This window comes from Kitasatospora sp. NPDC059648, assembly GCF_042734825.1.
GTDB lineage: Bacteria > Actinomycetota > Actinomycetes > Streptomycetales > Streptomycetaceae > Kitasatospora.
Genome location: NZ_JBHWDU010000025.1, coordinates 1 through 13,923, shown reverse-complemented (window position 1 = coordinate 13,923; position 13,923 = coordinate 1). Strand labels below are relative to the sequence as shown.

General features: G+C 68.1%; 12 protein-coding genes and 1 pseudogene. 6 read left to right on the top strand and 7 right to left on the bottom strand.

Features of this window, described 5'->3' with window-relative positions:
- Positions 1–54: 54 nt before the first annotated feature.
- From ACFV1W_RS17320 to ACFV1W_RS17305, 4 genes are all read right to left on the bottom strand, one after another.
- Entirely contained in the window at positions 55–798 is a 744-nt protein-coding gene (locus tag ACFV1W_RS17320; RefSeq protein ID WP_380417384.1) for an HNH endonuclease, read from the bottom strand.
- A 175-nt stretch (positions 799–973) separates the two neighbouring features.
- Complete coding sequence (locus tag ACFV1W_RS17315) at positions 974–2,200, bottom strand: tyrosine-type recombinase/integrase (RefSeq protein ID WP_380417382.1); 1,227 nt, start codon at positions 2,198–2,200, stop codon at positions 974–976.
- Between the two features lie 10 nt (positions 2,201–2,210).
- Entirely contained in the window at positions 2,211–2,510 is a 300-nt protein-coding gene (locus ACFV1W_RS17310) for a helix-turn-helix domain-containing protein (RefSeq protein ID WP_380417380.1), read from the bottom strand.
- A gap of 334 nt (positions 2,511–2,844) precedes the next feature.
- Positions 2,845–3,366 (bottom strand): helix-turn-helix domain-containing protein, encoded by a 522-nt coding sequence (locus ACFV1W_RS17305; protein ID WP_380417378.1) that lies wholly within the window; start codon positions 3,364–3,366, stop codon positions 2,845–2,847.
- A 408-nt stretch (positions 3,367–3,774) separates the two neighbouring features.
- Between ACFV1W_RS17305 and ACFV1W_RS17300 the strand changes: the two are divergent.
- Positions 3,775–4,880, top strand: a pseudogene (locus ACFV1W_RS17300) (DnaB-like helicase N-terminal domain-containing protein); the annotation flags it as partial.
- Positions 4,881–5,499: 619 nt separating this feature from the next.
- On the opposite strand, the gene ACFV1W_RS17295 reads toward ACFV1W_RS17300, so the two are convergent.
- Positions 5,500–6,075: a GNAT family N-acetyltransferase gene (locus ACFV1W_RS17295; RefSeq protein ID WP_380417376.1), complete on the bottom strand. Its 576-nt coding sequence runs from the start codon at positions 6,073–6,075 to the stop codon at positions 5,500–5,502.
- A gap of 23 nt (positions 6,076–6,098) precedes the next feature.
- Positions 6,099–7,505 (bottom strand): hypothetical protein, encoded by a 1,407-nt coding sequence (locus ACFV1W_RS17290; protein WP_380417374.1) that lies wholly within the window; start codon positions 7,503–7,505, stop codon positions 6,099–6,101.
- 370 nt (positions 7,506–7,875) lie between these two features.
- Here ACFV1W_RS17290 and ACFV1W_RS17285 point away from each other — a divergent pair, with 370 nt between their 5' ends.
- Together ACFV1W_RS17285 and ACFV1W_RS17280 are read left to right on the top strand one after the other, a co-directional pair.
- Positions 7,876–8,133 (top strand): hypothetical protein, encoded by a 258-nt coding sequence (locus tag ACFV1W_RS17285; protein WP_380417372.1) that lies wholly within the window; start codon positions 7,876–7,878, stop codon positions 8,131–8,133.
- A 40-nt stretch (positions 8,134–8,173) separates the two neighbouring features.
- A complete protein-coding gene (locus ACFV1W_RS17280) occupies positions 8,174–9,181 on the top strand; it encodes an NAD-dependent epimerase/dehydratase family protein (RefSeq protein ID WP_380417371.1) in 1,008 nt (335 codons plus the stop codon).
- Here ACFV1W_RS17280 and ACFV1W_RS17275 read toward each other — a convergent pair.
- Entirely contained in the window at positions 9,178–10,050 is an 873-nt protein-coding gene (locus tag ACFV1W_RS17275) for a glycosyltransferase family 2 protein (RefSeq protein ID WP_380417369.1), read from the bottom strand. The two genes, ACFV1W_RS17280 and ACFV1W_RS17275, sit on opposite strands and share 4 nt — an antisense overlap.
- 18 nt (positions 10,051–10,068) lie before the next feature.
- Between ACFV1W_RS17275 and ACFV1W_RS17270 the strand changes: the two genes are divergently transcribed.
- From ACFV1W_RS17270 to ACFV1W_RS17260, 3 genes are all read left to right on the top strand, one after another.
- Entirely contained in the window at positions 10,069–10,830 is a 762-nt protein-coding gene (locus ACFV1W_RS17270) for a hypothetical protein (protein WP_380417367.1), read from the top strand.
- A gap of 11 nt (positions 10,831–10,841) precedes the next feature.
- Entirely contained in the window at positions 10,842–12,176 is a 1,335-nt protein-coding gene (locus ACFV1W_RS17265) for a hypothetical protein (RefSeq protein ID WP_380417365.1), read from the top strand.
- Positions 12,177–12,481: 305 nt separating this feature from the next.
- Positions 12,482–13,366 carry a DUF4231 domain-containing protein gene (locus ACFV1W_RS17260; RefSeq protein ID WP_380417363.1) on the top strand — a complete coding sequence of 295 codons (885 nt, stop codon included), beginning with the start codon at positions 12,482–12,484 and terminating at the stop codon, positions 13,364–13,366.
- The last annotated feature ends 557 nt before the right edge of the window (positions 13,367–13,923 follow it).

Here is a 13,923-nt window from a genome sequence, read left to right as displayed (position 1 = left end):
CGGGCCCGTGGATCTGTGGAAGGTGACACGGAGTCCGGCGGAAGTATTTTGTGGCTACAGCGCGGAGTCGCCAGCCTTCGGCGATTGAGCCGCCTCATCGTCGCCAAGTTGGCCGTTCACAACCTCGCCGAGTCTCTCCTTGAGCGACTGGGCGCGGTCCGCCGGCAGGCGGCGGTAGGCCTGCCAGGCCCGCTCAGCAGGCGAAAGCGGACGTCGCCCCATAGCCATCCACGCCAGCAGGCGAGACTGCTCGCGCAGGGACAGACCCTCCAACTGCATCCAGACGTCGTCTCCTCCGGGGGTCTCGTCCAGGCCACGGGTAGCGAGGGCATTGCAGTTTGCACAAAGGGTGATCAGGTTGCCGAGGTCAGCCTGACCGCCTTCCGAAAGCGGCACGGCGTAGGCAACGTCCAGGAACCGCTCGCCCGGCGCCTGACCACAACGCACGCAGCTGCATCCATCCCTCGCAAGGGCTTCGAGGCGCGCAGAGCGCGAACGTCGCTGACGGGCGGCACGAATCGACGGGTCCCAGACCGCCGCCCCGGCCCGCACGAAGAGCATTTCGTGTGCCTGCAGCGAGACCTGCGTGAGCTGCGTTTCGATGACCCAGTCATCATCGCGAAGGTCACGCATTCGACGATCGACCTGAGCCGCGTTCGGAAACGCCGCTCTCAGCTGCTCCCGGGTGAAGACGCAACCCTCACCGACCTCAGCGAGAAGCCAGAGGGCCACGCGCACCTTGGTGCCCATACGCTCGTCGCGCCAGTCAGGGCGCTCGCCCTCGTCACTCTTCGCCACGGGACTCCGCCCCCCTTTCTCAACGATCCGGCGCATGCCGGTCTTGCCGAGGGATATCAAACCAGAGTCGGCAGGCTTCGGCAAGACTCGGCAGACTTCGGCAGATATCGGCAGTCACCCCGGGAACGGCAAGGGCCTCGACCATTCAGTGGTCGAGGCCCTTGGCGTTGAAGAGCTACGCAGAACGGCCAGCCGCCCAGAGCAAACCGCCGATCTTGTCGGCGGTGTCCTTGAGGACAGGGGCCGTCAGGTGCTGGTACCGCCGGCGCATCCGAGCGGACTTGCCAGGCTCCCACCCCATGATCGCGTCGACGACCGCATCGGGAACGCCGAGGATCAGCAGGACAGTGGCAGCGGTGTGGCGGGCATCGTGGAGCCGACCATCGCGAACATTCGCGGCCTTCAGCAGGTCCTTCCACCGGTGGTAGTCGGTGTTGGGGTTCAGCGGCTGGCCGGTCGGAGAGGTGAAGACGTACCCCTTCTCCTCCCACAGGTCGCGGGCAAGCCGCCGTTCGCGGTCCTGCTCAACCTTGTGCCGCGCAAGCAGGTTCATCAGCTCGTCGGGGACACCGATCGGGCGCCTGCCCGCACGGGACTTGGTGTCCTTGGTCTCGCGACGGATGCTGATCTTCTGCGGGCAGTAGCCCGGCTTGCGCCCACAGCGGTCACCGCAGCCGTGATGGTAGCGGGGCCGCAACCGTCCACGCCGCACGCGGATGACGCTGGCTTCGAAGTCGACATCGGTCCACTGCAGGCCCAACACCTCGCCCTGCCGCAGGCCGAGGGCCAGGGCAATCACCCAACGGGCGGCGTTCCGCTGGCGCTCCGCTTCGATGAGAAGCCGCTGCACCTCCTCGACCGAGTACGGCTCGACCTCCTCTTCCTCCAACCGCGGGGCCTTGGCGACCGTCGCCGGGTTCTCAGTGATGTGCCGACGGCGCTTCGCCTCGTTGAGCGCCGCGCGCACCGTGCGGTGGACCTGGTGCGCGGTGCCGGCGGCGCTGCCGTTGTCCCGCATCTTCTTGTAGAAGCGTTCCAGGTGCTCCGGCTCCAACTTCTCCAGGCGGTGTGCACCGAGGCCGGGGATGAGGTGGTGGTTCACGGCCACGCGGTAGCCATCGATGGTGTTCTCGGAGACATGCAGAGCGGCGATGTTCTCGACCCAGTGGGTGAGCCACGTCTTGACGGTCCAGGTCTGGCCGGTCTTCCGCACCGCGCCGGAGTCGCGCTGCCGTTCCAGCTCGCGGACCGCCTTGGTGACATCGGCTCGGGTCTTACGGGTGACGTGACGGCGGTCGGGACGACCGTCGTCCTTGACTCCGACGGTGACGTAGCCGTGCCAACGACCGTCCTTGGCCTGGTGGATGGATGATGCGCCGTTGGGCTGACGGGAGTTCGCCATGTCTGCCCCCTCAGGCCGCAAGGTCGAGGCCGGCGGAGTGAAGGCGCTTCGCGAGGAACGCGCCCACCGCCTCGGCGGGTATCCGGCGGAGGCTTCCGATCTTCACGGAGGGGATCTCGCCGGAGACGACGAACTCGTACATCTTCGTTCGCCCGATGCCGAGTCGGCGGGCAGCCTCCTCGACGGTGAGCGCGACCAGTGTGGAGTCGGCCGCAGCCCCGTCCTGATCAGCGATCAGGCGGAGGAGCACGTGCTCGGTGGTGCCGAGGGCGTAGGCCACTCGGGAGAGCTCGAAAGACGTTTCGGACATGGGTGTCCTATCCCAGCGGCGCTTTCGGCTATGCGCCACCGTTGTCGATGTTCCAGGGATGGGCGATTGGTGGTTCGGGTCCGCGTGGCGACCCCCGGCGTTCGTAGCGCCGAGAGGCTGCGGAGGGCATGGCTGGTCGAGGGTTCACTGGCTGGCGAAGCCCGTGGTCGGACCGGCGGGACGGGACGTTAGCCGCAGATTCCGGCCGCACCAAACCGCCGGATGCCCGGCATGATGCCGGTCATCATCGGATCGGCGACGGGACTGGCGTGCGGAAGCAGCGACGGATAGCGGGCGGCCTCAGGTGGTCGGGGCACGCCCTCGGGTGCTCTGGCTACGTCTCGGTTCCTGGGTCGCCGAGACCTCCGGTGCCGGAGGCGCCCGGCGGGAAGTTCGGCGAGCGGTAGTCGTCATCGGCCGCGTCCGCCACGACCCGGGTGATCATCGCTTTGATGAGCTCTTCGAGGTTCGGGTGGGCACGGCCGTAGGAGTCGAGCGCCTCGCGGGCCCGGTCCATCTCCTTGCGGGCGGCGACAGACTTCTGCCAGCTCTCGGCGAACTCCGCCAGCAGCCGCTTCACGTGGGTGTTCGCGGCGATCTCGGGTGGTCCGACCAGGTTGTCCAGGGAGATGTCGAAGACCTTGGCGAAGCCGATGGCCTCGTCCAGGTTGACCCTGCGGCGTGGCTCGCCGCTCTCGATGCGCCACACCGCCGACTGGTTGAGCGGGTAGCCGGCCTCGGTAAGGCGCTCGGCGAGCGTGGCGGTACTCCACCCGCGCGCCTCGCGCTCCATCTTGATGCGCCGAGCGACGTTCTCCTCCCCCTCCAGCCGTTGTCGCCGGTCTTCGTCAGCCACGGCCAACCCTCCATGCATCGTCGATAAGCCCATTTGCAATGCGTCGAGCACGACGTTAACTTGATGCAAGATGAAACGCAACTGAGCCGAACTGCATCGGCCAGCCGGGCCAGCCACCCGGCATCGCGACGAAAAAGGCCCCCAGTGCTACGAACACCGGGGGCCACAGCAGAAACCTCGAACCGCCCATCCCTGGAACAGTCGACAACGGAGGAACCGGGTAGCCGCCCGAATCCTCCGAGTGAGGACACCGCTGTGGACAAGCCTACGGCCCCGCCGCCTGGCCCGTCAGCCCACGACCGGCGACGGGACCGCCGCGCGTCGGAGCCAAGCCCCGCGCCCGTCGGCACCACCTTCGGGGAGCCGCCGCACAACATCGACGCCGAGCAGGCGGTCCTCGGCGCGTGCATGCTGAAGCACCAGGCGGTGGATCAGGTACGGAGGACGCTGGACGCGGGCGACTTCTACCGGCCCGCCCACGAGACCATCTGGCGCGCGATCCTCGCCCTGCGCGCAGAGGACGCCCCGACTGATCCCATCGCCCTCACAGACCACCTGCGGGGCAAAGGAGATCTCTCCCGCATCGGAGGTGCGGCCTACCTCCACACGCTGGTCGCCGTCGCGCCGCCCTCGACAGACAGCGCCGACTACTACGCGCAGATCGTGCGCCGCGACGCCCAACTGCGGACCCTGCACGCCACCGGCATCCGCACCGTCCACCACGCGCTGACCCCAGGTGCCGACCCGGATGAGATCCGCACGGCCGTCGAGACGGAGATCCGTGCCGAGCGCGAGCGCGCCCTGGCCTCCGGTAGCAGTCGCCTGGCCCGCTACATCGTCAACGGCTGGGACTTCGTCACCAAGACCGGCGCGGACAAGGAACCCCTCTGGGGCACCGCGAACAGACAGCCTGGGCCGCCGGTGAAAGCCTGATGATCGTCGGCGCACCCGGCGTCGGCAAGACCACCCTCGCCCACCAGGTCGTCCTCGCCCGCCTCGGCCTGCAAGCCTCCGTCCTCGACCTGCCCGTCGCCGAGGGAGAGCGTGTGCTCTACCTCGCCATGGACCGCCCCCAGCAGATCGCCCGCGCCATGGCCCGTCACATCACCCCTGCCGACGAAGCCCACCTGCGTGACCGGCTCGCCGTGTGGCAGGGCCCGCTTCCCACCACCCTCGACAAGGAGCCCGACCTGCTCGCCGAACTCGCCGCCGCCCACCGCGCCGACACCATCGTCATCGACAGCCTCAAGGACGCGGTCAGCACCCTCGTCGACGACTCCCTGGCCGTCGCCTTCAACAACGCCCGCATGCGCGCCCTGCGCGCGGGCGTGCAGGTCATGGAGCTCCACCACCAGCGCAAGGCAGCCGCCGACGCCCCACGCGGGATGCGACCCACCCTGGACCGGGTGTACGGGTCGACGTGGCTGACCGCCGGAGCGGGCAGCGTCCTGTTCATCGCCGGGGAGGCCGGCGACCCGGCGGTCACCATCCACCACCTCAAAACCGTGACCGGCAACCAGCGGACAGCACCGACCGGGCGCATCGCGCGTCCGGTCGGCAGCCGGATCACAGCCCCGCCAGGCACCGACGGCCGGGCGTGGACCGATCACGGGACCGTTCACGCGCCTCTCTTGCGAACGGCCCGGCGAAGGCCGTTCACACCGTCCACGTCGAGCGAAGAAACCGCAGGTAGAGCGATCACGGAGGCGTACACGCCGTCCACTCGACCCAGCGTTCACGCGCGAGCCCCCTCCTTAGAAGGGGGCTCGCGTGTACGCCCCACCGTGAACGCCCTACCTTCGAGCAGGTCTTCGAGCTTCCACCGCCCACCGGAACGTCCGTGATCTGACCTACGCAGGTCCAGGATCAAGAGCATTGCCAACGCCCCCAGATACCTCCGGCGACATCAGAGTCCCCGTGATCCGGACTCCGCGCAGAGAGCCGGAAGCCGGAGCAAGTTGTGAGGTAAGGAGTCCTTACCCCATGGCCCGCTCCTGACGGAGCAGGCTGTCCGCCCGCCGCGCGCATCTGCCCTCGCCCAGGGGTGCGAGGACAGACTTCGGAGCCAAGGCCAGCGGGAGAGTTCCCAGAGGTGCTGCACTGCCAGACCCATAGGCGCAGATCCCCCGGGGCTCAGCCCTCGTGATCGCCAGCGATTCCCAGCACGCCGTTCGATGACCACTCGCGTTCCAGGATCGAGTAGGTGATCGAGTCGCGCCAGGCGCCGTGGACGAAGACGTGGTCGCGGATTCGCCCGTCCTCGGTCATGCCGGCTCGCAGCAGGGTGCGCCCGGAGGCCTCGTTGAGCGGGGAGCGAGCGGCCCAGATGCGGTGGAGGCCGAGGACGTTGAAGCCGAGGGCGCACAGCAGGTGGACGGTTTCCGCGCCGAGGCCCTTGCCCCACTCGGCCGGGTGGAGGGCGAAGCCGATGGTGGCGGCCTCCTGCGGCTCGGTGGCCAGTCGGGCGTACCCGATCAGCCGGTGTTCGCCGAGGCGGGTGATGGCCAGGCAGTACTCGGTCCTGGGACTGGCGTTCGCGGCGGCGATGGAGCGGGCGGTGATCGCCTGGACCTGCTCGCGGGTGCGGGGTTCGAAGCTGAGGTGCCGGGTGGCCTCGGGGTCGCCGTAGATGGCCAGGAGGTCGTCGGTGTCCTCGGGTTCGACTTCGCGCAGGGCCAGGCGGGGGCCGGCCAGGTGGACTGGGGTCATGGCTGCGGAGCCTATCCGTGGGGTCACCGGACGAGGACTGAGGTCGGGGTCGCAGTGAAGGCCTCGATCTCTTGCTGCAGGTTGACGCCCACGATGCCGTTGCGACGGCCATCGGCACTCAGCGCGGCGTGGACGCGCTGGGCGCTGCTGACGATGCCGAAGTTCCGTTGCTCGATGGGGAGGTCGAGCACCGGGCGGACGGCTTCAACAGCACCTTCGACCTCGCCTCGGGCGATGCGGGCGAGGGCGAGGTCGGTCTGTGCGCCGGCCTCGTCGCCGAAGGCCCACTCGTCCTCGGAGGCGTCGCGGTAGGCGGCGACGGCGGCCTCGGACTGGCTCTCGCCGAGTGCGGCGTCCTCGCCGAGCTGCACGGTGGCCTCGGCGACGTAGTAGAGCTGGCGGGGCACGGGGAAGGTCATGATGCCGCCGAAGGCGTCGAGGTCGTCGGGTTCGGCGGCCGCGCGGGCGTCCTCGGCCTGCTGGATGGCGGTGCGGGTGGCCTCGCCGTCGCCGAGGAGGGAGTGGGCGCGGGCGGAAAGGCAGGCCAACCAGACGCTGGTGGTGCCGCGGACGTCGCTGGCCGCGCTCTGCCCGAGGGCGGCGTAGTCGGCGGCCTCGCCGGGGCGGCCCGCCCAGTAGGAGATGAGCGACTGGAGCGAGCGGACCCAGGCGCGCATGGCGTGGTGGTCGGCGTTGTCGGCGCAGACGAAGGCGGTGCGGGCCTGCATCATCGCCGCGTTCGGGTTGCCCAGGTCGTGGCTGGCCTTGGCGAGCATGCCGGAGGTGATCCCAGCGAGCAGGTACAGCTCCCGAGCCTGCAGCGGCTTGACGCGGCCGTGCTCCAGCAGCCGGAAGGTGAGGTCCTGGACCTCGACCAGGTCACCGAGCAGGGTCGGCAGCGCCAGCTTCGGGTAGGCGACGGTCAGCCGCCGTACCTCGTCGTGGATCTGTCCCAGGGTCTCCGGGCCGATGCTGCTACCCTCCGCCATCGCGGTGAACCGAAGTGCACGACGAGCCGCCATTGCGACCTGCCTTTCCAATTCCATCGTGCCCGCGTCGAAGCGGGTCTCGCTGCTGGACGGGCCGCCGGCAGGCAGCGCCGCTGCCTGCTCGGATGAGAGAAGGACAGGGCCCGACCGTGGCGGCGGGACGACGAACGAGCCGGCGACCGCAGGCGCCGACAGAGAAGCGGCCGGTGCAGGCGCGAGGAGCACGTCGACGCTGACGCCGAACATCGCCTCCAGCACCCGGCACTGGTCCGGGTAGGGGCGAGTCTTCACCGCGCCGCCGTACCAGCGCTCGAACTGCCGCTTGGAGACCGACAGGCCCCGGAGCCGGGGGTCGTTTTCCTGCTCGGCGGCCGAGTTCGCCGTTGCCTCGAACCGAAGGCGGAAGGTCTCGTAGACCTGCCAGTGGCGCTGCAGCGTCAAGACCCTTAAGCGCGTGGGAGTTTCGGCCACCGCGGATCCCCTCCGTCCCCGTTCGTCTGCTCTGACGATAGCCGTGGCTGGTCCACAGGAAACCCGTCCGGAGGACTCTCAGGCCAGATGACGGCAGCCATGACGGTGGTCATGACGCACCACGTCGTCGACCACGCCAACCAGCGCCCGGCGACGACGCGGCCATGACGGCAGCGACGTCGTATCGATGCGTGGCCGCCCGCCGCCATGCTGACGGCACTTCGCAATCCGCGCACAGCTGACAGCGAAGAGTGAGATCGGGGCGGCTTGAAGCACCTGCCGATCACCCCGTCCAGCACCACCGGCGCACCGATCCGCGGCCGGCAATGGGAGGGATCCGATGGACAACGTCACGACCCGACGAACGGCGGAAGCGCGGCCCTCGGCGGATAGCGAGGCGAGCGCAACTGCTGAAGAGGGCCGCGCCGCTCGCGTCAGGCGCCGTCCGGGTCTGACCATCCGCACGTTCAGGGTGGCGCAGGACGGCACCCGCTACGACGACTCCGGCGTGATCGCCGCCAACCCGGGCCCCGACGAGTACGTCGCCCGGATCGAGGTCTGGCCCGACTGCGCCTGCCCGCGGCACCGCGCTAACTGATTCGCCCACACTCCACGCTCACTACAGGAGGGAGCACCTCATGTCCCTTGAACAGCTCGCAGGAAAGACCGTCCTGGTCACCGGGGCCGGCGGCCTGATCGGCAGCCGCATCACGGCCCAGCTCCGCCGACTCGGCGCACGCGCCATCTCGGTGTGCAAGCTCGACGCCTATCCGCCCGAGGTGTACCGCGAGCGCTTCGGCATCGACACCTTCAACCCGGACTTCATCGTCGCCGACATCGCCGAACCGGGCCTGATGAACCGAGTGATCACCGAATGCGACTACGTGATCCACGCCGCCGCACTGGCCGACGTCGCCGCCTGCACGCGCCGCCCGCTGGACGCCATCGACTCCAACATCATCGGTACCCAGCACGTCCTCGACGCCGTCGCCGCCTCCACCCGGGTGCAGCGCATGGTCTTCGTCTCCTCGGCCAGCGTCTACGGCAACGGCAGCCCGCAGTTCGTCGAGGACGCGGCAGTCGCGCCGGTGTCGGTGTACGGGAACAGCAAGGTCTGGGGCGAGTACCAGACCGCCGCCATGCTCGGGGAAGCTGACCGCTCCTACGCGATCGTGCGGTACTTCTCGGTCTACGGCGACCCTCAAATCGTGAAGGAGAACAGCCACTCCTGGGTGGTCGCCTGGTTCACCATGCGGGCCGCGCTCGGCCTGCCGCTGCAGCTCAACGGCGGCGGCCACCAGATCCGTGACCTGGTCCATGTCGGCGACATCGCCACCGGGACCCTGCACGCGCTGACCTCGCCCCGCGCGCACAACGAGACGGTCAACATCGGTACGGGCACTGGCACGTCGATCCGGCAGGTCGCCGAACTGGTCCGCGCCCACTACCCCGGCACGCAGCTCATTGAGACACCGATGCCGCCCGGCGACCCCGAGGGCGGGTACGCCTCGGTCGAGCGGATGGAGGAGCTGCTGGGCTGGCGGCCGACCACCAGCATCGAGGAGGGCGTCGCCCGCTACGTGGCCTGGCTGCGGGCGAACCCCGGCGCGATCCCGGAGTGGATGCGTCGGGCGGCTGCGGCCTAGATGATCGGGGGCCGGCCGAGCCGGGTCATGGTCCACACCGTGCGCCAGCGCATCGGCTTGCGCCGACCGCACGGTGTGCGCCAGCCCTCGGCGAAGCCCGAGAACCACGCCTTCAACCCAGCCGCGTTCCGGGTGCGGGCGACGGTGAGCACCACCCACACGCCGAGGTAGACCGGCACCAGCACGGCGGGCAGGTGACGGCGCGCGAGGTACACGCGGTTGCGGGCGTTCACCCGGTAGAAGAACGAATGCCGGGTCGGGCTGGTCCGCGGGTGCTGCAGCAGCAACTCCGGCGCGTACAGAACCCGCCAGCCCGCATCGAGCGCCCGCCAGGCCATATCGGTCTCCTCGTGCGCGAAGAAGAACGCGTCCGGCCAGTCCCCGACCTGCCGCAGCATCTTCGTCGAGAGCCCATGGCCGCCGCCGAGGAAGCTGGTCACCTCGCCACCGCGCATCGGATCGCCGGCCCGCAGCCGGGGAACGTGGCGGCGCTGGGTCAGCCCGGTCTCGTCGGCGATCCGGAAGGACACGATGCCCAGCCGGGGGTCGGCCTCGTACAGGGCCTCGATCCTCGCGAACACGTCGTCGGCGACCAGCAGACCGTCGTCGTCCAGGTCGATCACCACGTCCACGTCACGCAGGTGCTCCAGCGCCACGTTCCGGCCGCCGGTCACCCCGAGGTTCTCGGCCAGTTCGACGCCCTCTACCCACGCCGGGAGCTCCGTCAGCGGACAGCCCTGGGCAACCACCACGACCTGCGCGGCCGGGACGGTCTGCATCTCCACCGAGGCCAACAGCTCGGCCAGTTCCTTCGGCCGCGTGCCCATGGTCAGGACCGCCACGCCCAGCTTGATGCCCACCGAACCCATCCCTTCGAGGAAGCAGACATGACCGCACGAACGCACCGCTCGGGCGCCGCGTCGCTCAGGGAACTCGCCGAGAGCCGGATGCTTCCGGACCACCAGGTCATGGACCAGTCCACCCTGGAGTGGATCGCCGGGATGCGGCCCGAGGTCTCCGCCGCGCCGCCCACCCTGCCACACACGCCGCTCATGCTGGTACCAGATGTCACCTGGTTCACGGAGCCCCGGTGCGCCGACTCCATTCACGGCGTCCGGCACAACGCCCGCGTCTCGCTGCTCTCGTCGATCCTTGCCCAGGAGTACGGACTCGACCGCGACCACAGGGCCGCGCTGTGCGCCGCCGCAGCCGTCCACGATTGCCAGCGCCACAACGACCGGGACGACCCAGGCCACGGCCGACGGGCAGCGGCCTGGTTCACCCGCAACCAGACCGCCGTCACCAGCCTGGTCGGACGGGAGCTGCCGCAGGACGTCCTCGCACAGGCCGCCACCGCCATCAGCCTCCACGACGTGCCGTACGAGCGCTTTAGCGTGCAGCAGGACCAGCTCTACCAGCGAGCACCGCACCTGATCGACCTACTCAAGGCTGCCGACTGCCTGGACCGCTACCGGCTCCCCCTCGCCCGCTGGTGGCCCGACCCGTCGCACCTGCGGCTCGTGCCGCCGGCCTGGCTCCATGCCGTTGCCCACGACCTGGTCGTCCGCAGCGAACGGGCCCGCCTCGACGGTGCAAGCAACCACGGAGCACTCATCCACGCCCGCCAGATCCTCGACCCCGCCAAGTAGGAGGCCACCTCATGCACGCCGAATGGGACAACGCCCACACCGACCACACCACCACCCCCACCCGCCCCGGGCCCGCCGGCCTCACCAAGACCGAAACCGACTGGCGATCCCACCTCGAACACGAGACCCCCAACGGCTGGCTCCTGCGCAGCAACGCCATGACCGAGACGCTCACCTCCGGCCGCCCCATCCACCTGATGCACACCACCGTCGCCCTCGACGCCATCCGCGCCAGCGGCCACCTCTACGCCTCCACCGGCTGCCTCGTCGCCGCCCTCTACTGCGCGCCACTCACCTCGGAGCCCGCCGGCCTGCGCCCCCACAACCTCGGCTCCTACCTCCTGGAGACCAAGAAGCACACCCGCACCCTCGTCTTCGAGATCACCCCCGACGCCCCGGTCCCGCCCAAGGGCATCGACTACCTCCGCCTCGGCGCCATCCACCTGCGGACCTACCTCACCCACCGCAGCTTCCTCACCGAGCACGAGGACACCCAGCTCCGCCAGACGGTCCTGCAGCGTATCCAGGCCGCAGCGCCCTTCCTCGACACTGCCCTCGCCAACGCCACCGGAACACCAGCGCCGGAGGCCGACTTCATCGACCAACTCGCCGCCACCGTGCCAGCCTTCCCGTTCCTCGGCTACCTCTACTTCGAGGTGCTCTCCGAGTACCTGATGCTCCACTCCACCAGCCGCGAGACCAAGGCATACGCGCAGCTCGGCGAGATGAACAACCGCCTCTACAAGCAGCTCGCCTTCTCCACTGTGGAGGGCATGGACAAGCTCTTCGACCTGTCTCGCTTCCACCCGAGATACGACCGGCTCATTGAGCTCATCGGCCAGGTCGAGGCCGGGCTGACCGCCGGGGTCGCTCGGTACGTGCGGGAACGCCTGTCGCATCTGTTCGCTGCCGTAGCGCTCACCCCGGACCAGGACACGACATCCTTCACGTTCCACCGCTCGGAGTTCGACGCTCTCGTCGAAACAGCGCCAGGACTGATGGGGCAGCTTGTCTTCCGCGAACTACGGGTCATCGACCGCTACCCGCAGCTCTACCTCGCCTTCGAACAAGCCAAGGCCTTGGAGGCGTGGGCCTACTGGAACACCGAGGGCATCCCGGCACCCTTCAACGGCACCTTCCCGAAGGGCGAGATCGGGATCAACCCGGCTTACCCACGCGCCAACTGCACAGTGTGGGTCGCCGACACCTGCGAGCGAGGACTCCTGCACCCGGTCGAGCAGCTCGACGTGAGCTTCCTTCCCCGGCTTGCTGAGCTCTCCCTGACCGCCATGCGCAGGGATCAGACGGGGAAGGCAGCAGGACACCGTCGGAGCATCTCCACATAGGTAAGGGCCCGAGGCGGTTCCGTCCGCAAGTTCTTGCAGGGAACCGCCTATCAGCCTCCGCCAGGTGAGCTGGGTGGGGGCCGTCAGCAGGTTCCTCGCCCGCTCTCGGCAAAGCGTCTACGCCCAAAGTGGACGTTGACCCACCGGGACCTCATCAGGTTCACATCGAATCGAATATTTCAGCGACCCCATTAATAACTTTCGAAACATTCTTCACATGAGTTCACTGCACACGCACCCACCCTTGTTCGCCAATGATCCGTGCCCTACCCTCCGAGAAGTCCAGTGAGGCAACAGGGGGGTCTGTGACAGCGGGTGCAGGTGTTTCCGAAGGCGGGCAAAATCCGCCCGAATACCGGCCGATTTTGACACCGGCGGAGGAGCGGCGCCTTCAGGAGGATTACCGAAGGAAGGTCAAGGAGTTCGACCAGCTAGAGGTCGATATCCGCGGGGCCCGCACCTTCCAGCGAATCTTCCTGCTGAGCATGCTTGGCGCGATCGCGCTGGCATTCCTGCTGGGCTATACGGTGATCATCGGCCTCTGGAATACGCAGCCGCTGTTCACAAGATATGCGGGACTGGCGATCGTCGTCGCCCTGTGGGTCGCAATGGGCCGACTCCTGTGGACCAACCGCAAGAAGATTGCCACCAAGTCCGGCGAGCTACGCAATGCGTTGCAAGATCGCCAGACCGCCGCAGCCCAACTCCCACTGGATTCCCCCTCAGGCCTGCGGATCTACCGCGAAGCTTCGCTGGAGATCATCGACCAGTACCGGAAGGGCGCCAACAGGAACCGTCGAGTCCACAATTTCTTCCAGGTGATCATCATCACCGGGTCAATCGTGACGTCATCGCTCACCGCTATGAACGACGGAAACAGCGCCACGCTGAGGTTCGGAACTGCCTTCCTCAGTGGATTTGTAGGAATATCGGCGGGAGTGACCGGATACTTCAAGTTCCGGGAGCGCGGCTACAACCTCCAGTCGACTGCCGATGAGATCGAGAAACATTACAACGCTTCACAGTTCATGCTCGATGAATACGCCGGAAGCGATCCAAATAGTCCCCTCTCCGAGGACGAGCGACTGCGAATGTTTGCTCGATTCGTCGAGCGCTTGAAGGAAGAACAGCGAAAACGAGAACTACAGCTTGAGCAATCCAGCTCAGCGAGCGAGGAGCATGCCAGCTGATGGGCACGAGGCGCAGAATGACATGGCCAGTCTTACGTTTCCTGCTCGCACCAATCCAACATTGGCGAACCCGCCGACTAATGGGGGCCCACGGCTCAATTTCGTACGCGACTGCCTGGTGCCTGATAGAGCTGGCGCGCTCCCCCTCCGAGCTCCCGTACGTCCACAACCTCGCCGCCCGGATGGAGGTGCTAGGCATGCCGGCGCCAGGAGTCACTCTCGATTCCTGGGACGCTCTGGCCCCCGCAGAGCAACGCCGCCGCCTCGCTTGGCTAGAGCGCCATGGGGCAACCCCACTTGCCGCCATGGGGCTTACGCGCGGAGCTGTCGAACGGGCGAAACTACACGTCGTGGAGTGGGGCCTGCCGGGCGGGCATCGAGCCATCGCGGTCACGGCCAGCCGGAGCGTTAGGCCTGAGTAATTGGCATGCGAGCGCGAGGGTAGCTGACGGGTCGAACGTGTGTCGGCAACGGGTGAAACGAGGACCACGGACAGCGGATCAAAAGCGGGTCACTTCGTGATCTCTTGATCATCCTGACTTCATGGGTAGCGGGAG

Coding starts and splice junctions, on each gene's coding strand:
- ACFV1W_RS17315 (WP_380417382.1), bottom strand. CDS start 2,200: ATGGCGAACTCCCGTCAGCCCAACGGCGCATCATCCATCCACCAGGCC.
- ACFV1W_RS17310 (WP_380417380.1), bottom strand. CDS start 2,510: ATGTCCGAAACGTCTTTCGAGCTCTCCCGAGTGGCCTACGCCCTCGGC.
- ACFV1W_RS17295 (WP_380417376.1), bottom strand. CDS start 6,075: ATGACCCCAGTCCACCTGGCCGGCCCCCGCCTGGCCCTGCGCGAAGTC.
- ACFV1W_RS17285 (WP_380417372.1), top strand. CDS start 7,876: ATGGACAACGTCACGACCCGACGAACGGCGGAAGCGCGGCCCTCGGCG.
- ACFV1W_RS17280 (WP_380417371.1), top strand. CDS start 8,174: ATGTCCCTTGAACAGCTCGCAGGAAAGACCGTCCTGGTCACCGGGGCC.
- ACFV1W_RS17275 (WP_380417369.1), bottom strand. CDS start 10,050: ATGGGTTCGGTGGGCATCAAGCTGGGCGTGGCGGTCCTGACCATGGGC.
- ACFV1W_RS17270 (WP_380417367.1), top strand. CDS start 10,069: ATGACCGCACGAACGCACCGCTCGGGCGCCGCGTCGCTCAGGGAACTC.
- ACFV1W_RS17265 (WP_380417365.1), top strand. CDS start 10,842: ATGCACGCCGAATGGGACAACGCCCACACCGACCACACCACCACCCCC.